The following is a 23,757-nucleotide window of genomic DNA, read 5'->3' on the forward strand; positions in this document are numbered from 1 at the left end:
TGCCACCACCTCGTTTGTCGACTGCGCGCGGCGCGGTGCGCTTGCGCAGACATGACGATCGTTGGAAGGTTGCGTTCAAACGAACGGTCCCACGCGATAGATCATGCTGACGACGGTGACGACGCCCAGGGCGAGCAGGAGCAGCGCCGTGATCAGCGTCATCGACGGCGGGAACGGACTCTGCGCATGCAGCACCCCTTCGGCGCGCATTGCATCGCGCTGCCTGCGCAGCGCGTACATGAACCACGCGTGGTAGACGATGCCCATCGTCAGCACCAGCGCACCGATGAGCGCGAGCGACAGGCCGAAGTTCCGCCCCGACGCCGCGTGCGCGATCATGCCGGTTTCCTTCAGCTGGTCGAAGACCTTGTGGATCGTGAAGCCGAAGCTGAGCAGCGACAGCGACGTGCGGATAACCGCCATCAGCGTGCGATCGGCGGCCAGCCGCGTTCGCTGGAACGCCATCCCGGTGCGGCGCGAGGCAAGTTCGTTGGACGTGGAAGCAAGCGGCGAGGTGACGGCGGGTTCCTGAGCGGACATCGGTGCCTCCCGGAGTGTCGGAGCGTGGCGCGAACCTATGAAACCGCGGGTGCCGGAACGTGGTGCTCGATGGCCGCACGCAGTTCGTTGAGGCCGTATGGCTTGCGAAGTATCGAGATGCCCAGCGCCTCGGCCTCGCCGCGCATCGCTTCGGAAAACCCGCTGGTCAGCAGCACGGGCAATGCCGGACGCCGCTTGCGGATCTGCTTCGCCAGCGCGATGCCGTTGGTGCCACCGGGCATCATGATGTCGGAGAACACCAGGTCCACGCGGCGATCGTCCGCCAGCGCGCCGAGCGCCGCGGTCGCGCTGGTCGCATGGATCACGTCGTAGCCGATGCCGCGCAGCATCTGTTCCACCAGCGCCGCCACCTCGACGTCGTCCTCGACCAGCAGCACGCATCGCTCCGGCGTGGACGACACGTCGATGCGGTGATGCGCCTGGATGGCTTCATGCTCGGCGAGCTCGTGCGAGCGGGGAAGGCAAAGCGTGATCCGCGTTCCTTCGCCGACGATCGAATCAATCGTCACCGCGCCGCCGCTCTGCTTGGCGAACCCGTACACCTGCGCCAGGCCCAGGCCCGAGCCCTTGCCGACGTCCTTCGTGGTGAAGAACGGCTCGAACACGCGCGCCTTCACTTCGTCCGTCATGCCCGAACCGGTGTCGCGCACCGTGAGGTTGACGAAGTCGCCTTCGATGCCCTCGATGGTCTGGCGCGCGTTCCTGCCGGTGATCGTGATCACGCCGCTGCCGCTGATCGCGTCGCGCGCGTTCACGGCGAGATTGAGGATGACCAGTTCCAGTTCGCCCGGATCGGCCACCACCGGCCACAGATCCTGCGCGAGTTCGACGTTGACCTTGATGTCGCCGCGCAGGCTGCGGTCGAGCAGTTCGGACATGTTGCCGAGCAGCGTCGACAGATTCACCGTCTCCGGACGCAGCGCACGACTGCGCGAGAACGCCAGCAACTGGCGCGTCAGGCCCGCGCCACGCTGCGCGGCCTGCTGCATCGCGCGCACCAGCTTGCCGCGACGTTCCGGATCGTCGTGGAGCTCGAGCATGTCGAGTCCGGCGGTGATCACCATCAGCAGGTTGTTGAAGTCGTGCGCGACGCCGCCGGTGAGCTGCCCGAGCGCCTCGAGTTTCTGCGCGTGCCGCAGCGTTTCCTCGACGCGCGCGCGTTCGACCATTTCGTCGCGAAGCTGCGTGTTCACCGCCTGGAGCTGCGCGGTGCGTACGTCAACCAGCGTTTCGAGCTGCGCGGCGGCCGCCTCACGTGCGAGCAGCAGGGCGCGAATCTCGAACTGCCGCTTTCGCGCCCTCAAGGCTGCCTGCATGACGCTGACCAGCGTGATCGGCTGCACGGGCCGTTCGATCAGCGACACGTTGCCAAGTCGCTCGATCTGCTGCTTGCGCCATGCCGCCACGCGCGGATGGTCGTGGCGGCTGGTAAGCATGACGAAGGGCAGGTCGGACCACGCGGGCTGGCGTTGCACCAGGTCGGCCAGGCGGTCGAGCGCTTGGCCGAACAGGCCTTCCTCGGCGACGAACGCGATGCCGGCGCCTTGCTCGATGTCGGCCAGCAGCGCGTCGTAGCTGCCGCAGATGCGCGTGGCGATACCGGCGCGCTGGAGCAGTTCCGATGCGGAGGTCGCGTCGCGCCCGGTGGGCGCGAAGATCAGCACGACCTCCTGCAGGGACTCAGTCGGTTCCATGGGCGCCATGCAGCAGCGGCTCGTCGCCGCCCGTATAGGACGGCGTACCCGAGAAAACACCATGAAAATCGCGTAGCGGCGGACCGAGCAACAGGCCGCTGCCGCTCAGCTGGAACTCGCGGATCGTGTGCTCGTGATGGCCGCTTCGCTTCTTCACCACCGACAGTGCCCGCCTCACGGTGCCCGCATATTCGAAGAACCGTAGCATCAACACGGCGTCGCTGAGATAGCTGATGTCCAGCGGCGTGTCCGCCGGGCCGACTAGACCGTGCTGCGCGAGGATCAGGATCGTGAGGATGCCCTGCTGGCCGAGGTAGGTCAGCAGTTCATGCATCTGCAGGATCAGGAACCGTCCGTCCGGCATCGCGTTGAGATAGCCGTTGAGGCTGTCGATCACCACCACGCGCACGCCGTCCTCGTCCACGCGCCTGCGCACGATGGCGGCGAATTCGCCCGGCGACATTTCGGCCGGATCTATCTGCTGGAGGATGATGAGGCCCGAATCGAGGGCCGGCTGCAGCTCCATGCCGAGCGTGCGTGCACGCGCTTCCAGCGTCCCGCGTCCTTCGTCGAAGGCGAAGAACGCCGCGCGTTCGCCGCGCTGCGCGGCCGCGATGGCGTAACTGAGCGCGAGCGAGGATTTGCCGACGCCGGCCGAGCCGATGAGCAGCGCATTGGTTCCGCGCTCCAGGCCGCCGCCGAGCAGTTTGTCGAGTTCGGCGTTGCCGCTCGGCGTGAATTCGCCGACGAACGAGCTGTGATGCTCGGCCGCGACGAGCCGGGGGAAGATGTCGAGTCCGCCCTTGCGGATCTTCATGTCGTGGAAGCCGCCCCGGAATTCCATGCCGCGCATCTTGATGACGCGCAGGCGGCGGCGTTCGGCGCCGTATTCGATCGCCAGCTGCTCCAGCAGCACGACGCCATGCGAGATGGAATGCAGCTGCAGGTCGTCCTGTGCAGACGACATGTCGTCCAGCAGCACCACGGTGCAGCTGCGGCTGGCGAAGAAGTGCTTCAGCGCCAGTACCTGCCGGCGATAACGCAGCGAGCTTTGCGCAAGCAGGCGCAGTTCCGACAGGCTGTCGATGACCACACGGCTCGGATTGAGTTCGGCCACGCGATCGAGGATCAGCTTCGTGGTTTCGCCGAGTTCCACTTCCACCGGATGCAGGACCGTGAGTTCCTGCGTCGGATCGAGCGCGGTCTCCGGCGGCACGAGTTCGAAGATCTCCACGCCTTTCAGGTCCCAGCCGTGGCGGCTCGCCACGAGCTTGAGTTCGGCTTCGGTTTCGGACAGCGAGATGTAGAGCGCCTTCTCGCCATTGCGCGCGCCTTCCAGCAGGAATTCCAGCGCGAGCGTCGTCTTGCCGGTGCCGGGCTTGCCTTCGTAGAGATACATCCGATCCGCGTCGAGGCCTCCACCCAGGATGTCGTCGAGCCCGCTGTTGCCCGAGGAAATCCGCGTACCGGTGCTGCTCTGCGTTTCAGAACGACTCTGCATAGGCCTTCGTCTCCGATTTACTGGGGTGCCACGCGTCCGAACGAGGGGCGCGTCGAGCCGACGTGCAGCCACAGCCAGCCCGTCGACGTCACGACTCCCGTCGTACTGTCGCGTCTGCTTGTACTGTGTACCATCGTGCGTGAAAGCACATTCAGAGGTGTGAAAGGCGCGCGAAGGCAGCGTTGGAAACCCCGTGGGACGGGGCCTTCAGACTGCCGCGGCGTGAGCGAGTCCTGTCACGACGCCGAGCGATGCATTGCCCGCGATCACGTCCGCATCCGGGAAGATCGTCTTTACCAATGCAGGCACATACGGCGATCGCGACATGCCGCCGGTCAGGTACACCGTCTCCGGCGGATGCTCGAGTTCGTCGCGCGCTCGTTCCATCAACGTGCGCAGCTGGTAGAGGAACGGAGACGCTGCGTCGTTGAGTCGCGCGGCGTCGATCGGTGCGGCCAATCCGTCTTCGATGAAGGCGAGGTCCACGGTCAGGTCCTGCACGTCGCTCAGCGCGATCTTGGCGCGTTCCACGGCGCGGTTGAGGCGAACGGTATGGCCGCGCTGCTTCAGGGTTTCCAGGCGCTGGCCGTACGGCGCGTCCACATGCTCGAACGACGTCTCGCGGAACCGCGCCTGGCGTTGCAGATCCTGGACCGCGGACGCTTCGTAGAACCGGTGCACCGGCGTGTTGGTCACGCCCTTGCCGAACAGCGGCATCACGCCGCGCATGCTGAGTTCGATGTCCACGTCGGTACCGCCGACCGGCTCGCCCCACGAGTCGTGCACGATCGGCGCGACCGTCGCGCCGCCGACGTCGGCCATCGCCATGTCCGTCGTGCCGCCACCGATGTCGACGATCAGCGTGCGACGCGGGCGTCGTGTCTGCGCGTGATAGCCGTACGCCGCGGCGGCGGGTTCCTCGAGGAATTCGACCTCGTCGAAACCGGCGGCGTAGGCCGCGTCGGTGAGGATTTCCAGCGCCTGCACGCCACCGGCTTCCTTCATCGAACTGCGGAACCGCACCGGACGCCCGAGGATCGCCGCGCGCACTTCGGTGCCGAGCTGCGCGCTTGCGGTGAGGCGGATGTGCCGCAGCAGCTGCGTCGCGATGCCGAGCAGCGTGTCGCGTGCACGGGCTTCGAGCTTGTAGCCGAGCATGGACTTCGGCGACACGACGAGCTGGCCAGCGCCGCCGTCGATGAAGGCATCGACGGCTTCCTCGCCGTACAGCGCCCGCTGCAGGTCCACGCCTTCCAGCATCGCCTTGCGCATTTCCTCGGCGGCCCAGCGGCGCCGCACGAGCGCGCGCGCATCGCGCTCGAATTCCAGGTCTGAACGCATGCGCGGCGAGGGGATCATGCCGAGTTCGGCACTCCGCTGCGGCTCGGGGCGCTTCATCGCTTCCTCGCGACGCGCGCGAAGTTCCGCATGCTGCCGCGCCTGGTCGCGCTTGAATTCCCCGACAAGCCGGCGGACTTCGTCGTGCAAGGCGTCGGTCAGCTCGAACTCGGACAGGTCCGGCAGCCGCTGCGGGAAGAACACCGTGGTGCGGAACTGCAGCTCGTTGCCGAAACGGATCAGGTGAAGTTCGCCGTCGATCACGGCGCCGGCGGCCGAATAGCTCGTGCCGAAGTCGATTCCAATACGCATGTGGTGCCAGATCAGGGATTACGAACGCGATTTTGCCTTGAACCGCTTGCATCGGGCCATTCGCAGGCATCTCAAAGCGCGTGGGTCACCGACCGGCGGCTGCCTCGCAAAGACGCTGGATCACGCGGCTGCCATCGCGCGCCGCTTCTTCATCGAGGGGCGCGAATTCGGTCACGGTGAAGCCGACGAGGTCGGCCTCGCGCGCGATGCGGGCGACCAGCGTCACGGCGTCGTCGACCCCCAGCCCGCCCTCGGGATACGCGACGTGCGGAAACTCGCGCGGGTCCAGCACGTCCAGGTCGAAGTGGATGTGCACCGGGCCGCGCATCGCCTCCTGCGGATCCAGTTGCCTCAAGGCCAGTTCGCGCTGCAGCGCCCAGTCGCCTTCATCGCCGACGCGGATTCCGACGTAGCGGAATCGCGCGGGATCGATGGGCAGGCCCATCAACTCGCGCATCGGTGCCGGTGCGCGACCAAGGATCGCGCTCACCGGCATGCCGTGGAAGTTGCCGCTGGGCGAGGTCTCGGGTGTGTTCGCGTCGAGGTGGGCATCCATCCAGATCACCTGCAGCCCGGGGTGCACCCCGTGCAGGTGATCGATCACGGCGACGTCCACCGCGCAGTCGCCGCCGGCGGCCAGCACGCGCCTGGCGTTCGACCGGGCGAGCAGGGCTTTCGCGTCGCGGAACTGCGTGAAGATCGCGTCCCAGCGATGCACGCCGTGCGCGTCTGCCGCTTCGCCGTCGGTGATCGGCACGCTGACCATCGGCGCGAATTGCGCGCACACGGCGGCTGCGGCTGTCGCGCCGCGCGGAAGGTCGGTGTGGCGTCCCGAGCCCTGCCATTGCGGGTACGACAGGCTGACGTCGAACGGCATGGCTTCGCTCCTCGGGATCGCGAACGCCAATGATGCCAGTGGGGCGGTTTCGGCCGGGGACGCGGCGGGAAGTCAATGCGAATCTTGCATAATGAGAATTATTCGCATTTAATAATGAACAGGCAGGGGCTCTCCGGACTTGCGCATTGGCCACCGGTGGCCATTCGCGGCGCGACGGTCAGGGTACGACCCGCCACTCCCGTTCGCATCCAGACGACCCCATGCACGCCATCGGTTCCGCCCGCACGTCCCGCCACGTTTCCCGCCACGCTCCGGCCGCCGCGACGCCCAACCGGCTCGGCCTCGCCGTCTTCCTCGCGTTGCTCGCCGCAAACGGCACGGCCTTCGCTGCCGATGCCGCCGCGGCCGACAGCGCGACCGATCTCGACGCCGTCCTCGTGGTCGCCCAGCGCGCCGAGCGCGTCAGCAACGGCGCGACCAACCTCGACCTGACCATCAAGGAAACGCCGCAGTCCATCAGCGTGATCGACAGCGCGCAGATGCAGGCGTTCCAGACCAACAGCCTCAACGACGCGCTGCGGATGGCCACCGGTATCCAGGTGGACGAGTGGGAAACCAACCGCACCACGTTCACCTCGCGCGGCTTCGATATCGAGAACACGCAGATCGACGGCGTCGGCCTGCCGAACGACTGGGGCATCGTCACCGGCGCGATGGACATGGCCGGCTACGAGAAGCTGGAAGTCATCCGCGGCGCCAACGGCCTGCTCACCGGCGTCGGCAACGCGGCCGGCACGATCAACTACGTGCGCAAGCGCCCGACCAACGACGCGCAGGGCTCGCTCGGCGTGAGCTACGGCTCGTGGGACACCGTGCGTGCAGACATCGACTACTCGACGCCGTTCACCGACGACGGCCGCTGGGCCGGCCGCTTCGTCGCCGCCCACCAGGAAGGCGATTCCTGGCTGCGCGACAAGCAGGACCAGCGCGATTTCGTCTACGGCGTCGTCGATGGCCAGGTCGGCGAGAACGGCACGCTGACGCTCGGCTATTCGTGGCAGCAGGCGCAGACCGACGGGAACATGTGGGGCGCGCTGGCCTTCATGTACAGCGATGGCACCCAGGCCGAATGGCCGCGCAGCGCATCGACCACGCAGGACTGGACCTTCTGGGACACGACCAACCAGAACGCGTTCGTCGAGTACGCGCACCAGCTCGGTTCGGACTGGCAGCTGAAGCTGTCGTACGACTACCGCAATACCGAGAACGCCGACAAGCTGTTCTACGCCACCGATTACGCCGCCACCGGCCTGGAGCCGGGCACCAACCTCGGCCTGTATGGCTACGCATGGCGCGGCGACGACGAGATGACCTCGCACCTGGCGACGGCGACCGTCGATGGTCGTTTTGCGATGTGGGGCCGCGAGCACGAGGCGATGCTCGGCGTCGGCTGGGCCAAGAGCGAGGCGGAAAACCGCGAGTTCGACGCCGACATTTACGACAACGGCATGTACGGCTACATCCCGATGCCCGCGTTCCCGTGGGCGGGCAATGCCGTTCCGGAACCGGTGTGGGGCGCGCGCTCGGTCTACAGCGTGCTGGACCAGCGCCTCAAGCGCGCCTTTGGTGCGACGCGTCTGGCGCTCACTGACCGCTTCAAGGCCGTGCTCGGCTTCAACTTCGCCGAATACCACCGCGAGGGCGTGAACTACGGCGTCGTGTTCGACCAGACCGAAAGCCACACCAGCCCGTACGCCGGCCTCACCTACGACTTCAACGAGCACGTGCTCGGCTACGTCAGCTATTCGGACATCTACCATCCGCAGAGCCAGTCCGACGCCGAAGGCCGCTACCTGGATCCGACGAAGGGCACGAACTACGAACTGGGCGTGAAGGCCGACTGGCTCGACAAGCGCCTGCTGACGACGTTCGCCGTGTTCCAGGCGAAGCAGGACAACCTCGCCACCGGCGCCGGTTACAACCAGAACGGCCAGTACTACTACACCGGCGTCAACGTCGAATCCAAGGGCGTGGAGTTCGAAGTCACCGGAAAGGTGTCGGAGTACGTCGACCTCGTGTTCGGCGCGACCGCACTGAAGCTGACCGGCCAGGACGGCGACGACACGTACCGCTGGGTGCCGCGCCGCACCGCGAACCTGATGGTGATGGCGCGCCTGCCGAGCTACACGGCGCTGTCGTACGGCCTGGGCGGTCGCTGGCAGAGCGACATCTCGAACGTCGAGAGCAACGGCTTCACCGTGCGCCAGGACAGCTACGCGGTGCTCAACGGCTTCGTGGCATGGGACTTCGTGCCCAACGCGACGGTGCGTTTGAACGTCAACAACCTCACCGACGAGAAGTACATCAACACGCTTCGCTACAGCGGCTTCTACGGCGCGCCGGCGAACTACATGCTGAGCCTGAACTGGCGGTTCTGATCGCCATACGCAAACGCGACACAACGAGGACGGAGCCATCGCCATGTCCGGCACGACCGCCGCATCTGCATCTTCCATCGCGCCCCGGCTGCGCATCGCCTCGCGCGTGTGCGCCGCGGTGCTCGGCGGTTACGCCTTCGCGTGGGGTCTGGTGGCGTTGACCACCGCGCTGCTGTTCGCGGCGCAACTGGACTTCCACGACGCCGAGTTCAGCGGCGCCGTCATCGGGCTGGTCGGCTATCTCGTCGTGTTTCTGTCGGCGATCGCGGCGCGAAGGCTTGCGGTGGTGTGGTCGGTACTACTGGTCGGCGGCGCGGCGATGGCCGTTGCGGCATCGCTCGTGCAGTCGATGCTGGTCTGAGGAGGAACGTCATGCTCAACAGCTTCCGGCAATCGATGGCGTGGCTGCACACGTGGTTCGGGCTGGTGCTCGGCTTCGTGCTGATGGCGGCGTTCTTCTTCGGCGCGTTGTCGGTGTTCGATCGCGAGATCGATCGCTGGTCGAACCCGGCCACGCGCTTCGAGCCGCAGCCCATGCCGTCGTACGACAAGGTGCTCAGGCCCGCGTTCGAGCGCATGCAGCCCACGAAGGACGCCGTGGACGCCATGCGCCCGCGCGTGAATGGCGACATGCCGCAGCGTTTCGACACCGTCGTCAGCTGGAGCGCCTACACGACGCACCGCGATCCGGTGCTGGCGCTGTATGCCGGCTATGAAGTGCCGAACGCGAAGGATCCGGAAGAGACAATCTGGGCCTACGGCACCATCGATCCGCGCGATGGCCGCGTGCTGTCGAACGACCAGCTGAAGATCGGCAGCGAGTTCTTCTATCCGATGCATTACAGCCTGACGCTGGACTGGAAGAACCTCGGATTCTGGATCGTCGGGTTTTCCGCGCTGGTGATGCTGGCCGCCCTCGTGAGCGGCGTGGTGATGCATCGCAAGATCTTCCGCGAGTTCTTCACCTTCCGCCCCGACAAGGCGCGGCTGCGCAGCGTGCTCGATCTGCACAACCTCACCGGCGTGGTCGCGCTGCCGTTCCATTTCTTCTTCGCGTTCACCGGACTGGTGATCTTCGCCGGCACGTACTACTTCCCGGTCGGTCACACGCAACTGCACGACCTGCACGAGCTGCACGCGCAGATCGAAGCGAACGAAACCGGGCTGCCGCACGAACGCGCGGGCGTTGCCGCCGGCCTGGCGTCGGTCGACGGCATGGTCGCCGAGACGCAGCGTCGCTGGCAGGCGAAGGACAAGGCGGGCGACGTCGGCTTCCTCGTGTTGCAGCACGTGGGCGATGCGAACGGCTACGTCAGCGTCTACCGCGCAGGCACCGACCGCATCGCGCTGGTCGGCGACGGCATCCACTTCAAGGCATCCACGGGCGAGCTGATCCGCGAAGATCCACCGGCGAGCGCCGTCGGCCGTGTCAGCGAGTTCCTCACCGGCCTGCACCTGCAGCACTTCCGCCACTGGCTGCTGCGCTGGCTGTACGTGCTCGGCGGTCTGGCGGGCGCGGTGTGCATCGCGACCGGCTTCGTGTTCTTCGTCGAGAAGCGCAAGCGCCAGCACGCACAACAGGGCAGCCAGGGCGCGCGCATCGTCGACGCGTTGGCCGTCACCACGGTCACCGGCATGGTGCTGGCCGCGCTGGGCATCCTCGTCGCGAACCGGTTGCTGCCGGAAACGCTGCCCGGTCGCGGCGATTTCGAACGCTACGCGTTCTGGGGCACGTGGGCGCTCGCCTTCGTGCACGCTGGCCTGCGCAGCGCGCCGGTCGCACAGGGCAGGGCGAATCCCGCGTGGCGCGAGCAGTGCTGGGCGATCGCCATGCTGGCAGTGATCGCGATCGCGCTGAACTGGATCACCACCGGCGACCATCTGCTGAAGACGCTGTCGGCCGGTTACTGGCCGGTGGCGGGCGTGGACCTGTTCCTGCTGTTCGGCGCGACCGTCGCGGCCATGATGGCGCGCAAGCTCACGAAGAATGCCGCCATCGCGCAGCCGCGCATCGACACGGAGCCGGCGCATGTCTGAGTCGATGCTCTCCGCATGCCTGTTGTCGGCCGCGTTCGCGAGTGCCATCGCCGGCATGGGCTGGCTCGCGCTGTCGATGCCGGTGCACGCGCAGCAGGTCTGGGGCGATGTCGTGTCGCCCGTCAGCGCGCGTGCGCTGCGATGGGTGGGCGCGTCGGGATTGCTGGTCGCGTTGGCGCTGTGCCTCGCGGTCGATCACGCCTCGATGGCCACGCTGGTCTGGGTGATGACGCTGGCCGCGTCGGCGCTCGCCATCGCGTTCGCGCTTTCATCCCGACCGGCATGGTTGCGCGGACTTGCGCCGTGGGTGCGTGTGCCGAAGTCCCGTCCGGCCAGATGACCGTAGCCGGCTAACGCCGCGGCCCATCGCGAGATGCACGCGACGGACGACGTCGCCTTCACCTTCGCCGGGTACGATCCGGCCATGGCCGAGCCCGGTGGTACCGAAGTGTTCCGACTATGCGCCGTCGCCGAAGAGAACCGGCGACGTCGCACCGACCTGACCCATACCGTGGCCGCATTGCGGTCCACGATCGCGCAATCGGTCGTCATCGCGTGGCAACTCAACGCGTACGCATCCGGCGCGGAACAACGCCTTGCGATGGCCGTCGAGCGTGCAGGCCTGGCGCGTCCGCGCGTACGCGGCGAGGACGAGGTCGACGCGCAGGATGCCAAACTCCTCGACAACGTCGAAGATGCGGCCCTCAACGCGAAGGAAGCTTCGCGTGCGCCAATTCGAGCGATTTGAACGCGTCCACGCCCGCGTGGCGACGATCGAGGCTGTTGCGGAGTTCGTCGAGATGCGGCCAGCATCCGTGCCAGTTGCCGGCGTTCGGCGATCGCAATGGCGAGTCGTTCGTGATCGGCGGACGTGTCGTGCGTTTCGTCCAGGTCGGACGAAGAAGCAGGAAGATTCATGGTGGCCTTCTCGTGCGGAGCTGCACGGAGGCCCAGGGCTATGCCGCTATGTGATCGGCATGGTGCACAGGTACGAATACACGCGTCGTGGTTACGGGGGTGTGTTTCCCTGGGTGAAGAGGCGTTCCTTGACGCCTCCGTCGCGTGGACGGTCCGCATCGTGCGACGATCGTGCGATGCACCGGTCAGGCAGGGGCTCGCTCGAATGCGCTGCGCTGGGCGTCGTCGATGCTCACGATCCGGTCGAGCCGGATGAGGCTGCCATCGTCCAGGCGCATGTACTCCGCGCCGTCGCGTGCGAACAGGTCGGCGATGCGTGCATCGACGACGCGCCGGTTTCCTCCGTCATCGAGATGGTCGATCGCCACGATCCGCCGGAGCGTTGCCGCCGCTTCCAGCACGTCGTGGAATTCGCAATCGATGGGGACGTAGGTTCTGGTCATGGTGAGCTCTCCGCGTGGCTGGCCGGGAGAGCTCCCGGCCAGCGGCGCGCATCGCATCAACGCAGCTTCACGCCCGGGAAATCGACGGGAACGGCGAAGGCGACGTTGACGTAGTTGGTGAACAGGTTCAGCGCGACGTGCGCGAGGATCTCGACGATTTCCTCGTCGTTGAAACCCTCGCCGCGCAGCGCTTCGACGTCGGCCGTTTCGATCTGGCCGCGACCTTCCACTACGCGCAGGGCGAAGCGCAGCGCGGCGGCCGTCTTCGGATCCTGCGACTGGCCGTCCTGGGCGGCGCTCATTTCGTCGCCGCTCGCGCCAGCCTTGCGACCCAGCGCGGTGTGCGCGGCGAGGCAGTACTCGCAGGCGTTGCGGTTGGCGATGGCGACGGCGATCTGCTCGCCGAGCTTCGGCGCGATGACGCCGCCACCGAGTGCGGCGAACGAGCCCCACATGCTCTTGAGCGCGGCGGTGGAGTTGGCGACGGCGCGGAACATGTTCGGGGTGGCGCCGAAGGCCGAGTGGATCTGGCCGAGGAGCTGCTGGCGTTCGCCGGTGCTGTCTTTCGGATTGACGAGGGGAATGCGGGACATGGCGGGGTTCCTGGTTGGACCGTCCGGAGTGGCCGGTTGACGGGCATACTAGGAACCCGTCCGGGACGATTGGTGGCGATATGTCGCTGAAAGATGGCAATTCGTCCGAGGCTCCCGCGCCACCCGTGGGCGAGGGCGCCGCGTCCATCGACCGCCTCACGCCGGTGCTCGAGCGCTTTCGCGTGCAGGCCTCGCTCTTCCATTCCGGCCCGCTGTGCGGACATCAGGTCTTCGATGCGAAGCCCGGTCGCGGCTTCCTGCATGTGCTGCGCCGGGGCGAGATGGAATTGCTGCACGGGCAGGGGCCGCACAGGGCGCGCACGCACCTGTGCGAACCGACGCTGCTGCTGTTCCCGCGCGCGGTGCACCACGAATTCGTCAATCCGCCGGTCGACGGTTCGGACTTCACCTGCGCAACGCTTGATTTCGATGGCGGCGCACGCAATCCGATCGTGCAGTCGCTGCCCGACTTCATCGCGCTGCCGCTGGAGAAGATCGACGGACTCGCAGCCACGCTAGACCTGTTGTTCGCCGAATCCGACCACGTGCGCTGCGGTTCGCGGCTGCTCGTCAATCGCCTGTTCGAGGTGGTGCTGATCCAGGTGCTGCGGTGGATCCTCGATCATCCCGAGGACGCGCACGTGTCGCAGGGCATGATGATGGGGCTGTCGGATCCGCGACTCGCGAAGGCGCTCATCGCCGTCCACCAGGCGCCCGATGCCGACTGGACGCTCGAACGCATGGCCGCCAGCGCCGGCATGTCGCGCAGCGCGTTCGCCGCGGCGTTCAAGGCCGCGACCGGAACGACGCCCGCGGCGTATTCGCTGGACTGGAAGCTCAACGTCGCTACCTCGCTGCTGCGCGCGGGGCGATCGGTGAAGCAGGTTGCGCTCGACCTTGGCTTCGCGGACGCGCCATCGCTTTCGCGCGCGTTCCGCAGGCGCACCGGTTCTTCGCCACGCGAATGGCTCACGCTGCATCAGGGCGCGGCAGGCTAGACGTACTCACGATCACGCAACGCAGGAGATGGAACGATGCCGCGATACCTGATCTCGTTCGACGACGGATGGATGACCTTCCCCGAGGAGGACCTGCCAGCCGTGTCCGAGGCCTCGCACGCCGTGGTACGGGAAGCCAAGGCCGCCGGCGTGTGGATCTTCGGGGGGGGAATCATGAGCCAGCAGGCGTCCGTCGTCGCACCGGATGGTTCGGTTTCCGACGGTGCGTGGCCGGAGACCAAGCCGGTCATCGGCGGGTTCTCGATCCTCGAAGTAGCGTCGCGCGAGGACGCGTTGCGATGGGCGGCGAAGATCGCCGAATCGTGTCGTTGCGCGCAGGAAGTGCGCGAGATCATGTTCGATCCCGAATCCTGAGCCTCAAACAAGGAGCCATGCCATGAAGCCGGTCCAGACCCTCGCGCTGTCCATCGCCTTCGCCTTCGCCGCGACATCGGCCGTCGCGGCCGACAAGGTCACGACGGTTCCGGTCAAGTTCGCCAAGGGCGCGAGCAGCGCGACGATGAAAGGCAGCTTCGCGGGCTACGACTCGGTGCACTACACGCTGGATGCGCGCGCGGGCCAGACGATGACGGTAACGCTGGCCGGCAGCAGCAACGCGAACTTCAACGTCTTCGCCCCGGGCGACGCGCCGGGCGCGGCAACCGCGCTGGGCTCCAACGCCGATCGCGGATGGACCGGCAAGCTGCCGAAGACCGGCACGTACACCGTGCAGGTCTACCAGATGCGTGCCTCGGCCCGTCGCGGCGAGAAGGTGCCGTACACGATCACGTTGTCGATCCGCTGAGGCCTCGGCTCGCGTGCCGGTCGGCTAAAGGCCGGCACCCGGTTCGTCGCACCGAGGACATTCGCCGGACACACGGGCCCTCGGCCGTCGCGCCGGCTCCCCGTTCCGTCGGCGTATTCCCCGGTTCGTCGCAGGGCGGTTGCCGGTCGCTGGCCCCGGTCGCAGCCTGACGCTCGCCGGATGTCCGGCATCGCTGCGTGAGTCGCCATGAAGACGCTGATCCTCCTGCTGGGCTGGTGCCTGCTGCTGGTGCTGTGCTGGCCGCTCGCGCTGCTGGCGCTGGTGCTGTGGCCGCTGGTGTGGCTGCTCTGCCTGCCGTTCCGGCTCGTGGGCATCACGTTCTCCGCGCTGTTCGCCTTCCTGCATGCGCTGCTGATGCTGCCGGCCCGGTTGCTCGGCTGGCGTCCGCAGGCGGCCGCCGCGTAAGGCAGCGGCAAAGCCGGGCGCGGCGGTGGACCCACGCAACCTCAACCGAATCCAGGGAAGCAGCACATGAAGAAGTTCATGTCGGCGGTGGCCGTTCTTGCCGCGATGGCGGGGCCGGGCGCGGCCCTCGCGCAGGACGACCAGTCGCAACAGGCAGCGCTGACGCGCACGGTGGCGGCACTCGATACCGCGGTGTTCGACGCCTTCAACACCTGCAGCAAGCCGGTGCAGCTGGAAAAACACGCCAGCTTCTTCGCGCCCGACGTCGAGTTCTACCACGACGCCGGCGGCGTCACGTGGTCGCGGCGGGAAATGATCGAGAACACGCAGAAGTACGTGTGCGGACACTTCCGCCGCGAACTCGTGCCCGGCACGCTGAAGGTGTTTCCGATCAGCAATTACGGGGCGATCGAGCAGGGCACGCATCGCTTCTGCCAGTTCGACACAGGCAAGTGCAACGGCATCGCCGAGTTCGTCATCGTGTGGGAGAACCGCGACGGCGCCTGGCGGATCACCCGCGTGCTCAGTTACGGGCACCGGGCGAACGGTTAGATCGACGCGACTAGCCGGGCGCCTGCGGCACGATGCTGCGACCTTGCGACGCCGAATCATCGGCCGCCTGCAGTATCGCCATGACGCGGATGGCCTCTTCGGGCGGAACCGGATTGGGACCATCGCCTGCGATCGCCTCGGCCAGTTCCGCGTAGAAACGCGACTGGTCGCCACGCAGCGCGGGGCGCGTCTGGAGCGTACCGTCGTCGCCTCGCCACTGCAGCGGACCTGGATCGATGCCCCATTGCGCATCGCCCGGTCGCACGCCTGCGATCAGCTGCGGCTCCTGCGGGTCGGGTTGCGCCTTCACCAGCGAGCCGCGCGTGCCGTGCACGACGAAGCGCGCACCGGGAATCGCCGCGAGCATCCCGACCTGCAACACCGCGCGCGTCGCGCCGAAGGACAGCACCACGTGCGCCCAATCGTCCGTCGTCGCGCCGTCGCGTTGTCGCGCGAAACTCGCCTGCACGCCGTCGGGCCAACCGAACAGCGACAGCACCTGGTCCACCAGATGCGGCCCGAGGTCCCACCACAGGCCGGTCGCAGGGCCGGGCCGCTCGCGCCAGCGATCGCGTACCTGCGGGCGGAAGCGCTCGATGCGCGATTCGAAATGGCGAACGTCGCCCACCAGCCCGTCGTTTATCGCTTGGCGCACCGTCAGGAAGTCGCTGTCCCAGCGCCGGTTGTGGAAGACGGACAACAAGCGGCCCTCGGCCTGCGCGATCCCGAGCAGCTCGATCGCTTCGGGAAGGCTTGGCGTCAGCGGCTTGTCGACCACCACGTGCTTGCCCGCACGCAGCGCCGCCTGCGCGAGCGCAAAGTGCGTGCCGTTCGGCGTGGCGATCACGACGAGGTCGACATCGGCATCGACGACCGCCCGCATCGGATCGCCTTCCACCGCGATGCCAGGAAGATCAGCCCGCACCTCTTCCGGCCGGCTCGATGCGACCAGGGCCAGCGACAGACGCGACACGGAGCGGATCAGCGGCGCGTGGAACGTCCGCGAGGCGAAGCCATACCCGATCAGTGCGACCCGAATGGGCCGGGCGGAATGGTTCATCTGGCTTGGCATGTCGCCGGTCTCCTGTCGGGATGGTGGCCCACAGCGGTGCGCGCATTGTGCAATGCAGGCCGCAGCGATGGCGTGGAGCTCTCGTGCGGCGAACCTGATCGAGGCGACCGGATTCACCAGGAGTGTCGTGGATGACACACTTCGCGCATGCGCAATCGCCCGCCCAGCATCGATGGACTCGCCGCCAGTACGCTGCAGTTGCCGGCCGGGGCCTGGGCGACGGTGCTCGACTGCCTGTGCGAGCGATTTCCGTTGATACCGCGCGCGCAATGGCTCGAGCGCATGGCGCGAGGGCGCGTCCTTGACGACGCCGGGCGATGGGTGATGCCGGAAACGCCGTATCGCGTCGGGCTCGAAATCCATTACTACCGCGAAGTGGCCGACGAGCCGCGCATTCCGTTCGACGAAGTTGTGCTGCACGTCGACGACGACCTGCTGGTCGCGGACAAACCGCACTTTCTCCCGGTCGTGCCTGCCGGCGCGCATGTGCACGAAACGCTGCTGGGCCGGTTGATCCGGCGAACCGGGAACGTGGCGCTCGCGCCCTTGCATCGCATAGATCGCGAAACCGCGGGGCTGGTGCTGTTCTCCACCAATCCAGGCAGTCGCGCGCACTACCAGGCGCTGTTCCGCGAGCGTCGCATGCAGAAGCAGTACGAGGCGATCGCGCCGCCGCTGCCGGGTGGCGAATTTCCGTGCATGCGCGCGAGTCGCATCGAGCGCGGCGAGCCGTTCTTCCGCATGCGGGAAGTCGACGGGCCGGCGAACGGCGAAACGCACATCGACGTCATCGCCCGCGGCGGCGACCACTGGCGATATGCGCTCACGCCGGTCACCGGGCGGAAACACCAGCTGCGCGTCCACATGGCCGCGCTCGGTGCGCCGATCGTGAACGATCCGGTCTATCCGGCGGTGCGGCACCGCGAGGCCGGCGATTACTCGGCGCCCTTGCAGCTGCTGGCGAAGCGGCTTTCGTTCGTCGACCCGGTCAGCGGGGCGGAGCGCAGCTTTTCGAGTGGCCTTGAGCTGGAGAACGGACGCCCGCCGCTCAACCGATGAAGCGCAGGCCGACGCCGGGTTCGGTGGCAATCCATCGCGGCGAGGCGGCATTGTCGCCGAGCTTCTGTCGCAGCTTGCCGACGAGGATGCGCAGGTAATGGGTGTCGCCCTCGTGCGTCGGTCCCCATAGTTCCCGCAGGATCTGCGGTTGCGTCACCACGCGGCCGGCGTGCTGCACCAGCAACGCGAGCAGCGCGTATTCCTTGCGTGCGAGTGCCAGCGGCTGGCCGCCGAGCGTCACCTCGCGGCGGACGAGGTCCACGTGCAGCTGGCCGTCGTCGAACACCGGCGGCGTATCGTTCGCCACCACTCGCGTACGCAGCAAGGCGCGCACACGTGCCATCAGCTCCTGCGCGCCGAAGGGTTTGGTGACGTAATCGTTGGCGCCGCCGTCCAGCCCGGCGACCTTCTCGGCTTCGTGCGAGCGCACCGTCAGCAGGATCACCGGCACGGTCGACCACTCGCGCAACTCGCGCAGCACCTGCTGGCCGTCGCGATCGGGCAGGCCGAGGTCGAGGATGACCAGATCGGCACCGTGCGTCGCCAGCGCTTCGAGCCCGCCCTGGCCGGTGTCGGCCATGTCCACCACGTAACCTTGCGCACGCAGGCTGATGTCGAGGAACCGGCGGATCTGCGGTTCGTCGTCGATCACCAGGATGCGCGGCGCGTTGGCGGTGGTTTCGGTCATCGGATGTTTCGCGGCTCAGGGCTCCACGCGGGGCAGGGTAATCCGGATGGTGGTGCCGCGACCATCCGCACCCGGCAGCGCTTCGACGCTGCCGCCGTGCGCGCCGATCATGCCCTGCGTGATCGCCAATCCCAGGCCGGTGCCTTGCCGCCCGCGGTCGCCACGCTCGACGCTGTAGAACATGTCGAAGATGCGGCGGCGTTCGTCCTCCGGGATGCCCGGGCCGCGATCGCGCACGTCGATGCGCAGGGCGTTGTCGACCATGCGCGCCTCCACTGTTACGGCATCGCCAGCCGGCGAGAACTTCGCCGCGTTCTCCAGCACGTTGAACAGCGCCTGTTCGACCAGCGCCGGATGCACCCAGATCGGCGCGAGTCCGGGCGCGATCGATACCTCGAAACGCGCGTCCGGCTCGTAGCGCTGCAGGCGCGTGACCGCCGAGCCGACCAGCTCGTCCACGCCGATCCAGTCGCGGTTGAGCGTCAGGCCGCCGTGGCCCAGCCGCGTCATGTCGAGCAGGTTCTGGATGTAACGGTCGAGGCGTTCCCCTTCGATGCGGATGGTGTCCAACAGGCTGCGGCGGTCGGGTTCGTCCATCGACTGGCCGTAGTGCTCCAGGCTGCTCGCCGCGCCGATGATCGAGGCCAGCGGCGAGCGCAGGTCGTGCGAGACCGACGACAGCAGTGCCGACCGCAGGCGTTCGGTTTCGTTGCCGACGCGCGCGTCTTCCAGATCCGCGACGAGCCGCGCGCGGGCGAGCGCCTGCGCGATGTCCTCGGTCATCGCCTCGGCGAGCCGTCGCTGTTCCGAGCCGATGCGCACCGCGCCGTCGGACAATCGCAGCCCGACCACGCCGGTCTCGCGTTCGCCCAGCACCAGCGGCAGGAACCACCAGCCCGATCCGGCAAGCGTGTCGGTGTAGCGGCCGGACGGCTGGCGATGGCGCATCGCCCAGTCGGCGGCGGCGCGATCCTTTTCGTCCAGCGCTTCGGCGTGGAGCGATTGGCCGCCGGCCTGCAGCATGACGTCGGCATCGAGCGCGCGACGCAGCGCATCGCGACCGGCATGAAGCACCTCGCCGACATCGCCGGCGGTCGACAGCTGCCGTCCCAGCGTCTGCAACGCGGTCGCGTGCGCGTTGGCCGCGCGCAGCGCGAGCACCTGCATCCGCAGCTTCGACGCGAGCCGCCCGGCGACCAGCGCCGCGACCAGGAACAGCACGACCGTGATCGCGCCCTGCCGCGCGCCGATCATCAGCGTGAAGCGCGGTTCGATGAAGAAGAAGTTGTACGCGAAGAAGCACGACACCGCGGCGATCACCGCCGCCGTCATGCGCGTTCGCGCCGCGACCAACACGACGGCAACGATGAAGATCAGCGACAGGTCGTCCAGTTCGATCCAGCGTTCGGCGATCCATGCCAGCGCCGTCGCGCCCGCGGCGGCGGCGAAGGCAAGCGCTGCGTCGCTGCGGCTCAACAGGCTGCCCGTGTCGCGCCACGACCGTCGCGCGCGTGCACGGGCTTCGGGCGTGCTCACGATGGTCAGTTCGTAATGCGCGCCGCGCTGGATCAGCTGCTGCGTCAGCGTGCGGTTGAACATGCGTGCCAGGGGGCGTTCGCGCGTGCGGCCGAGCACGATGGCGCTGGCGCCGGAACGCGACGCGTGATCGAGCAGCGCATCGACGATGTTGTTTCCGTGCAGCACGAGTGCGTCGCCGCCGAGGCGCCGGGCCAGGGCGAACGAATTGTCGAGTTCGCGCTGGCGTGCGTCGTCGGGCGCATCGCTCGACTGCACGGTCACCACGGTCCACGGCGCATCGCGGCGTTCGGCGAGGCGTCTCGCCACGCGCACGAGGTACTCCGACGCGCCACGTCCGTCGATCGCCACCATCACGCCGCGCCGCACCGGCACGCCGGGCAGGCCGCGTGCCGCCTGCGCTTCGCGGAGGTCGCTGTCGACACGGTCGGCCGCCGTCTGCATCGCCAGTTCGCGCAGCGCCGTGAGGTTGCTCGGCGAAAAGAACGCCTGCAGCGCATGCGCGGCCTGTTCGGGCACGTAGACCTTGCCCTGGTGCAGGCGCTCGATGAGCTCGCGCGGCGGCAGGTCGACCAGCACGATGTCGCGCAGCCGGTCGAACACGGCGTCGGGCACGGTCTCGCTCACGCGCACGCCGGTGATGCGGTGCACGACGTCGTTGAGACTTTCCAGATGCTGGATGTTGATCGTCGTGTAGACGTCGATGCCGGCGTCGAGCAGTTCGATCACGTCCTGCCAGCGGCGTTCGTGCCGGCTGCCCGGCACGTTGCGGTGGGCGAGCTCGTCGATCACCGCCAGCGCGGGCTTGCGGGCGAGCAGGGCGTCGAGGTCGAACTCCTCCAGCGTGCGGCTCGCACCGCCGGGAGGCGCGTAGTCGATGCGCCGACGCGCGATGACGTCGAGGCCGTCGAGCAGCGCCGCGGTCTCGCTGCGGCCGTGCGTCTCGACGACGCCGATCGCAGCATCGGTGCCGGTGCGCACCAGTTCGCGCACGCGCGCCAGCATCGTGTAGGTCTTGCCGACGCCGGGCGCGGCGCCGAGGAAGATCGTCAGCCGCCCGGCGCCCTGTCGTTGCAATTCGCCGACCAGGGCGTCGGCCTGCCGCTCGCGGCTGGAATCGGTCATGTGGCTATTGTGGCCGAAGCGGGCGTCAGCGTTTCGCGTCGAACGCGAGGTTCAGTTCGAGCACATTGACGCGCGGCTCGCCAAGGGCGCCGAATGTCGCCGGCTCGGTATGTTCGGCGACCAGCGCGGCGACGTCGGCTTCGTTCAACCCGCGCGCCTTTGCCACCCGCGCGATCTGCACCCGAGCGCCCTGCGGCGACAGATGCGGGTCCATGCCGCTGCCGGACATCGTCACCAGTTCGGCGGGAACCTCATCGGGCGAGATGCCGTCGCGCTGCGCGACCTGCTGACGCAGCGTCGCCATGCGCTCGCGGAGGTCGGGATTGCTGCGCGCGAGGTTGCCGCCGGCGGCGGCCATCGGGTCGTAGTTGCCGGCCGACGGGCGCGGCTGGAAGTAGCGCGCATCGACGAAGGGCTGGGCGACCAGGGCGGAGCCGCGCGGCGTGCCGTCGACCACGACGAGGCTGCCGGCCGCCTGGTAAGGGAACAGCACGCGCCCGATGCCGGTGCCGGCGAGCGAGTAGAGGAAGCCGAAGCCGAGCAGGGTGACGGCGGCGAAGGCGAGGCTGGGGCGCAGGGCGGTGCGGTCGTCCAGCGTGTGCTGTGGTGCGCGTGTCTTGGCAGTGATCGGCATTTGGATAGCGGGGACGTTCATTTCGTGTCCTTCAGGAAGATGGCGAATGCGGGCCCGGTGGCTTCTCCGGCCCTCACCCCAACCCCTCTCCCGCGCGCGGGAGAGGGGCTGTCTAGCGTGATGTGCGTCAGAAACCCAGCGCGACCAGCGCCATGTCGATCACCTTGATGCCGGCGAACGGCAGCAGCACGCCGCCGACGCCGTACACCAGCATGTTCCGGCGCAGCAGCACGACGGCGCTCGCGGGTTTGAAGCGCACGCCCTTCAGCGCAAGCGGAATCAGCGCGGGTATCACCATCGCGTTGAAGATCAATGCGGCAAGCACGGCGTTGCGCGGGCTCGACAACGCCATGACGTTCAGCGCGGCCATCTGCGGAATGGCCGTGGCGAACAGCGCGGGCAGGATCGCGAAATACTTCGACACATCGTTGGCGAGCGAGAACGTCGTCAGCGCGCCGCGCGTGATCAGCTGCTGCTTGCCGACTTCGACCACCGCGAGCAGCTTGGCCGGGTCGCTGTCGAGATCGACCATGTTGCCGGCTTCCTTGGCCGCCTGCGTGCCGGAGTTCATCGCAAGGCCGACATCGGCCTGCGCGAGTGCGGGCGCGTCGTTGGTGCCGTCGCCGACCATCGCGATGAGCCGGCCACCGGCCTGTTCGGCGCGGATGCGGGCGAGCTTGTCCTCCGGCCGCGCTTCGGCGATGTAGTCGTCGACGCCGGCTTCGGCCGCGATCGCCGCCGCGGTGAGCGGGTTGTCGCCGGTGATCATCACCGTGCGGATGCCCATCGCGCGCAGCCGGGCGAAGCGCTCCTTCACGCCGTGCTTCACCACGTCGCCGAGTTCGATCACGCCGAGCACGTGCCGGCCTTCGCTCACCACCAGCGGCGTGGCGCCGCCGCGCGCGACCTGTTCGATGCGGCCGCGAAGCTCGGCGGGGACGATGCCGCCCATTGCCGCGACATGGCGTTCGATGGCGTCGCCCGCGCCCTTGCGGATCACGCGCGTGTCGTTCGCGCCCGGCAGGTCCACGCCGGACATGCGCGTCTGCGCGGTGAACGCGACGAAGCGCGCGTTCGCGGGATCCTGCAGCGCCGTGCCCTGTTCGCGCGCGAGCTTCACGATCGACTTGCCTTCCGGCGTCGGGTCCGCAAGCGAGGACAGCATCGCGGCATCGCGCAGCTGTTCGGCATCCACGCCGGCGACGGGGTGGAACGCGGTCGCCTGCCGGTCGCCGTAGGTGATCGTGCCGGTCTTGTCGAGCAGCAGCACGTCGACGTCGCCGGCCACTTCGACCGCCTTGCCGGATTTCGCCAGGACGTTCGCCGCCAGCGCGCGGTTCATGCCGGCGATGCCGATGGCGGGCAGCAGGCCGCCGATGGTGGTCGGAATCAGGCACACCAGCAGCGCGATGAGCAGCAGCGGATCGAGCGTCGCGCCGACGAAGCCCGCCAGCGCCGGCAACGTCGCGACCACGATGAGGAAGGTCAGCGTCATCGCGGCCAGCAACATCGTGAGTGCGATCTCGTTGGGCGTCTTCTGGCGGTTGGCGCCTTCGACCAGCGCGATCATGCGATCGAGGAAGCTGTGCCCGGCTTCCGCGCTCACCTGCACGAGGATCTCGTCCGACAGCACCTTCGTGCCGCCGATGACGCCGGAGCGGTCGGTGCCGGCCTCGCGGAGCACCGGCGCGGATTCGCCGGTGACGGCGGCTTCGTTGATCGTGGCGACGCCTTCGACGATCTCGCCGTCGGCCGGCACGAACTCGCCGGCCGAGACGATCACGTAATCGCCCGGCTTGAGCGCCGCGGCCGCCACGCGCACTTCGCCGCCGGCGCGGGTGCGGCCGTTGAGCCGACGTGCAACGAGATCGCGCCTCGCCGCGCGCAGCGAGGCCGCCTGGCCGCGGCCGCGCGCTTCGGCGATGGCCTCGGCGAAGTTCGCGAACAACACCGTCACGAACAGGATCAGCGTGACGGCGATGCCGAATGCAGGATTGCCCGGCGTCGCGATCGTGATCAGCGCCGACAGCAGCGTGCCGAGGAGGACGATCGCGATGATCGGACTCTTCAGCGCCTGTCGCGGCGCCAGTTTGCGGAATGCATCTAGCAGCGCGGCGCGTATCGAGGCACCGTCGAACATCGCCGGGTTGCGGCGCGTGGCGGGCAGGGGTTGGGTGATGTCGTTCATC

Annotated in this window: 23 protein-coding genes; 11 read left to right on the forward strand and 12 right to left on the reverse strand. The window is 67.9% G+C overall.

Annotated features, from left to right (window positions below):
- Window positions 1-75: 75 nt before the first annotated feature.
- From DX912_RS08785 to DX912_RS08805, 5 genes are all read right to left on the reverse strand, one after another.
- On the reverse strand, window positions 76-540 hold the full coding sequence (locus tag DX912_RS08785) for a YidH family protein (protein ID WP_220340780.1): 465 nt from the start codon (window positions 538-540) through the stop codon (window positions 76-78).
- A gap of 35 nt (window positions 541-575) precedes the next feature.
- The gene (locus tag DX912_RS08790) at window positions 576-2,255 is read right to left on the reverse strand and encodes an ATP-binding protein (RefSeq protein ID WP_115842347.1); all 1,680 of its coding nucleotides are present in this window, start codon (window positions 2,253-2,255) and stop codon (window positions 576-578) included.
- Window positions 2,242-3,756, reverse strand: coding sequence for an ATPase domain-containing protein (locus DX912_RS08795; protein ID WP_115842132.1), 1,515 nt, complete (start codon window positions 3,754-3,756; stop codon window positions 2,242-2,244). The genes DX912_RS08790 and DX912_RS08795 overlap by 14 nt, the downstream gene beginning before the upstream one ends.
- A gap of 207 nt (window positions 3,757-3,963) precedes the next feature.
- Window positions 3,964-5,406 carry an Hsp70 family protein gene (locus DX912_RS08800; protein WP_115842133.1) on the reverse strand — a complete coding sequence of 481 codons (1,443 nt, stop codon included), beginning with the start codon at window positions 5,404-5,406 and terminating at the stop codon, window positions 3,964-3,966.
- Window positions 5,407-5,491: 85 nt separating this feature from the next.
- Complete coding sequence (locus DX912_RS08805; RefSeq protein ID WP_115842134.1) at window positions 5,492-6,283, reverse strand: arginase family protein; 792 nt, start codon at window positions 6,281-6,283, stop codon at window positions 5,492-5,494.
- A gap of 221 nt (window positions 6,284-6,504) precedes the next feature.
- On the opposite strand from DX912_RS08805, the gene DX912_RS08810 reads away from it, so the two are divergent.
- From DX912_RS08810 to DX912_RS08830, 5 genes are all read left to right on the forward strand, one after another.
- The gene (locus DX912_RS08810) at window positions 6,505-8,682 is read left to right on the forward strand and encodes a TonB-dependent siderophore receptor (protein ID WP_115842135.1); all 2,178 of its coding nucleotides are present in this window, start codon (window positions 6,505-6,507) and stop codon (window positions 8,680-8,682) included.
- Window positions 8,683-8,725: 43 nt separating this feature from the next.
- Window positions 8,726-9,043, forward strand: coding sequence for an iron uptake protein (locus DX912_RS08815; RefSeq protein ID WP_115842136.1), 318 nt, complete (start codon window positions 8,726-8,728; stop codon window positions 9,041-9,043).
- 11 nt (window positions 9,044-9,054) lie between these two features.
- Window positions 9,055-10,719, forward strand: a complete 1,665-nt coding sequence (locus tag DX912_RS08820; RefSeq protein ID WP_115842137.1) for a PepSY-associated TM helix domain-containing protein — start codon at window positions 9,055-9,057, stop codon at window positions 10,717-10,719.
- Window positions 10,712-11,059, forward strand: coding sequence for a DUF3325 domain-containing protein (locus DX912_RS08825; protein ID WP_115842138.1), 348 nt, complete (start codon window positions 10,712-10,714; stop codon window positions 11,057-11,059). The genes DX912_RS08820 and DX912_RS08825 overlap by 8 nt, the downstream gene beginning before the upstream one ends.
- An 84-nt stretch (window positions 11,060-11,143) precedes the next feature.
- Entirely contained in the window at window positions 11,144-11,467 is a 324-nt protein-coding gene (locus DX912_RS08830) for a hypothetical protein (protein WP_147298606.1), read from the forward strand.
- Window positions 11,468-11,822: 355 nt separating this feature from the next.
- On the opposite strand, the gene DX912_RS08835 is transcribed toward DX912_RS08830, so the two are convergent.
- Entirely contained in the window at window positions 11,823-12,080 is a 258-nt protein-coding gene (locus DX912_RS08835; protein ID WP_147298607.1) for a hypothetical protein, read from the reverse strand.
- A 56-nt stretch (window positions 12,081-12,136) separates the two neighbouring features.
- A complete protein-coding gene (locus DX912_RS08840) occupies window positions 12,137-12,673 on the reverse strand; it encodes a carboxymuconolactone decarboxylase family protein (protein ID WP_115842141.1) in 537 nt (178 codons plus the stop codon).
- An 80-nt stretch (window positions 12,674-12,753) separates the two neighbouring features.
- Here DX912_RS08840 and DX912_RS08845 point away from each other — a divergent pair, with 80 nt between their 5' ends.
- The 5 genes from DX912_RS08845 to DX912_RS08865 all read left to right on the forward strand — a co-directional run bounded on the left by DX912_RS08845 (window position 12,754) and on the right by DX912_RS08865 (window position 15,454).
- A complete protein-coding gene (locus DX912_RS08845; RefSeq protein ID WP_115842142.1) occupies window positions 12,754-13,671 on the forward strand; it encodes an AraC family transcriptional regulator in 918 nt (305 codons plus the stop codon).
- 36 nt (window positions 13,672-13,707) lie between these two features.
- A complete protein-coding gene (locus DX912_RS08850; RefSeq protein WP_115842143.1) occupies window positions 13,708-14,046 on the forward strand; it encodes a YciI family protein in 339 nt (112 codons plus the stop codon).
- Window positions 14,047-14,068: 22 nt separating this feature from the next.
- Window positions 14,069-14,476 (forward strand): pre-peptidase C-terminal domain-containing protein, encoded by a 408-nt coding sequence (locus tag DX912_RS08855; RefSeq protein ID WP_115842144.1) that lies wholly within the window; start codon window positions 14,069-14,071, stop codon window positions 14,474-14,476.
- A gap of 207 nt (window positions 14,477-14,683) precedes the next feature.
- Window positions 14,684-14,902 carry a hypothetical protein gene (locus tag DX912_RS08860; protein ID WP_115842145.1) on the forward strand — a complete coding sequence of 73 codons (219 nt, stop codon included), beginning with the start codon at window positions 14,684-14,686 and terminating at the stop codon, window positions 14,900-14,902.
- Window positions 14,903-14,968: 66 nt separating this feature from the next.
- Window positions 14,969-15,454: a nuclear transport factor 2 family protein gene (locus DX912_RS08865; RefSeq protein WP_115842146.1), complete on the forward strand. Its 486-nt coding sequence runs from the start codon at window positions 14,969-14,971 to the stop codon at window positions 15,452-15,454.
- A 10-nt stretch (window positions 15,455-15,464) separates the two neighbouring features.
- On the opposite strand, the gene DX912_RS08870 is transcribed toward DX912_RS08865, so the two are convergent.
- Window positions 15,465-16,526: an oxidoreductase gene (locus DX912_RS08870; RefSeq protein WP_325050564.1), complete on the reverse strand. Its 1,062-nt coding sequence runs from the start codon at window positions 16,524-16,526 to the stop codon at window positions 15,465-15,467.
- Window positions 16,527-16,673: 147 nt separating this feature from the next.
- Between DX912_RS08870 and DX912_RS08875 the strand changes: the two genes are divergently transcribed.
- Window positions 16,674-17,585, forward strand: coding sequence for a pseudouridine synthase (locus DX912_RS08875; protein WP_115842148.1), 912 nt, complete (start codon window positions 16,674-16,676; stop codon window positions 17,583-17,585).
- On the opposite strand, the gene DX912_RS08880 is transcribed toward DX912_RS08875, so the two are convergent.
- The 4 genes from DX912_RS08880 to kdpB all read right to left on the reverse strand — a co-directional run bounded on the left by DX912_RS08880 (window position 17,575) and on the right by kdpB (window position 23,756).
- Window positions 17,575-18,273 (reverse strand): response regulator, encoded by a 699-nt coding sequence (locus DX912_RS08880; protein ID WP_115842149.1) that lies wholly within the window; start codon window positions 18,271-18,273, stop codon window positions 17,575-17,577. The two genes, DX912_RS08875 and DX912_RS08880, sit on opposite strands and share 11 nt — an antisense overlap.
- 15 nt (window positions 18,274-18,288) lie before the next feature.
- The gene (locus DX912_RS08885) at window positions 18,289-20,934 is read right to left on the reverse strand and encodes a sensor histidine kinase (RefSeq protein ID WP_115842150.1); all 2,646 of its coding nucleotides are present in this window, start codon (window positions 20,932-20,934) and stop codon (window positions 18,289-18,291) included.
- Window positions 20,935-20,959: 25 nt separating this feature from the next.
- Window positions 20,960-21,568: a potassium-transporting ATPase subunit KdpC gene (gene kdpC, locus DX912_RS08890; protein WP_115842151.1), complete on the reverse strand. Its 609-nt coding sequence runs from the start codon at window positions 21,566-21,568 to the stop codon at window positions 20,960-20,962.
- Window positions 21,569-21,695: 127 nt separating this feature from the next.
- Window positions 21,696-23,756 carry a potassium-transporting ATPase subunit KdpB gene (gene kdpB, locus DX912_RS08895; RefSeq protein ID WP_115842348.1) on the reverse strand — a complete coding sequence of 687 codons (2,061 nt, stop codon included), beginning with the start codon at window positions 23,754-23,756 and terminating at the stop codon, window positions 21,696-21,698.
- Window position 23,757: the final 1 nt, after the last annotated feature.

It is taken from the genome of Lysobacter soli, from assembly GCF_003382285.1.
GTDB classification, from domain to species: Bacteria; Pseudomonadota; Gammaproteobacteria; order Xanthomonadales; family Xanthomonadaceae; genus Lysobacter_J; species Lysobacter_J soli.

Excerpts from the sequence above, each read along its gene's own strand:
- DX912_RS08885 (WP_115842150.1), bottom strand. The coding sequence starts at position 20,934 with ATGACCGATTCCAGCCGCGAGCGGCAGGCCGACGCCCTGGTCGGCGAA.
- DX912_RS08805 (WP_115842134.1), bottom strand. The coding sequence starts at position 6,283 with ATGCCGTTCGACGTCAGCCTGTCGTACCCGCAATGGCAGGGCTCGGGA.
- DX912_RS08820 (WP_115842137.1), top strand. The coding sequence starts at position 9,055 with ATGCTCAACAGCTTCCGGCAATCGATGGCGTGGCTGCACACGTGGTTC.
- DX912_RS08825 (WP_115842138.1), top strand. The coding sequence starts at position 10,712 with ATGTCTGAGTCGATGCTCTCCGCATGCCTGTTGTCGGCCGCGTTCGCG.
- DX912_RS08800 (WP_115842133.1), bottom strand. The coding sequence starts at position 5,406 with ATGCGTATTGGAATCGACTTCGGCACGAGCTATTCGGCCGCCGGCGCC.
- DX912_RS08840 (WP_115842141.1), bottom strand. The coding sequence starts at position 12,673 with ATGTCCCGCATTCCCCTCGTCAATCCGAAAGACAGCACCGGCGAACGC.
- DX912_RS08880 (WP_115842149.1), bottom strand. The coding sequence starts at position 18,273 with ATGACCGAAACCACCGCCAACGCGCCGCGCATCCTGGTGATCGACGAC.
- DX912_RS08795 (WP_115842132.1), bottom strand. The coding sequence starts at position 3,756 with ATGCAGAGTCGTTCTGAAACGCAGAGCAGCACCGGTACGCGGATTTCC.
- kdpC (WP_115842151.1), bottom strand. The coding sequence starts at position 21,568 with ATGCCGATCACTGCCAAGACACGCGCACCACAGCACACGCTGGACGAC.
- DX912_RS08785 (WP_220340780.1), bottom strand. The coding sequence starts at position 540 with ATGTCCGCTCAGGAACCCGCCGTCACCTCGCCGCTTGCTTCCACGTCC.
- DX912_RS08810 (WP_115842135.1), top strand. The coding sequence starts at position 6,505 with ATGCACGCCATCGGTTCCGCCCGCACGTCCCGCCACGTTTCCCGCCAC.
- DX912_RS08815 (WP_115842136.1), top strand. The coding sequence starts at position 8,726 with ATGTCCGGCACGACCGCCGCATCTGCATCTTCCATCGCGCCCCGGCTG.
- DX912_RS08860 (WP_115842145.1), top strand. The coding sequence starts at position 14,684 with ATGAAGACGCTGATCCTCCTGCTGGGCTGGTGCCTGCTGCTGGTGCTG.
- DX912_RS08845 (WP_115842142.1), top strand. The coding sequence starts at position 12,754 with ATGTCGCTGAAAGATGGCAATTCGTCCGAGGCTCCCGCGCCACCCGTG.
- DX912_RS08830 (WP_147298606.1), top strand. The coding sequence starts at position 11,144 with ATGGCCGAGCCCGGTGGTACCGAAGTGTTCCGACTATGCGCCGTCGCC.
- DX912_RS08865 (WP_115842146.1), top strand. The coding sequence starts at position 14,969 with ATGAAGAAGTTCATGTCGGCGGTGGCCGTTCTTGCCGCGATGGCGGGG.
- kdpB (WP_115842348.1), bottom strand. The coding sequence starts at position 23,756 with ATGAACGACATCACCCAACCCCTGCCCGCCACGCGCCGCAACCCGGCG.
- DX912_RS08855 (WP_115842144.1), top strand. The coding sequence starts at position 14,069 with ATGAAGCCGGTCCAGACCCTCGCGCTGTCCATCGCCTTCGCCTTCGCC.
- DX912_RS08835 (WP_147298607.1), bottom strand. The coding sequence starts at position 12,080 with ATGACCAGAACCTACGTCCCCATCGATTGCGAATTCCACGACGTGCTG.
- DX912_RS08875 (WP_115842148.1), top strand. The coding sequence starts at position 16,674 with ATGCGCAATCGCCCGCCCAGCATCGATGGACTCGCCGCCAGTACGCTG.
- DX912_RS08850 (WP_115842143.1), top strand. The coding sequence starts at position 13,708 with ATGCCGCGATACCTGATCTCGTTCGACGACGGATGGATGACCTTCCCC.
- DX912_RS08870 (WP_325050564.1), bottom strand. The coding sequence starts at position 16,526 with ATGCCAAGCCAGATGAACCATTCCGCCCGGCCCATTCGGGTCGCACTG.
- DX912_RS08790 (WP_115842347.1), bottom strand. The coding sequence starts at position 2,255 with ATGGAACCGACTGAGTCCCTGCAGGAGGTCGTGCTGATCTTCGCGCCC.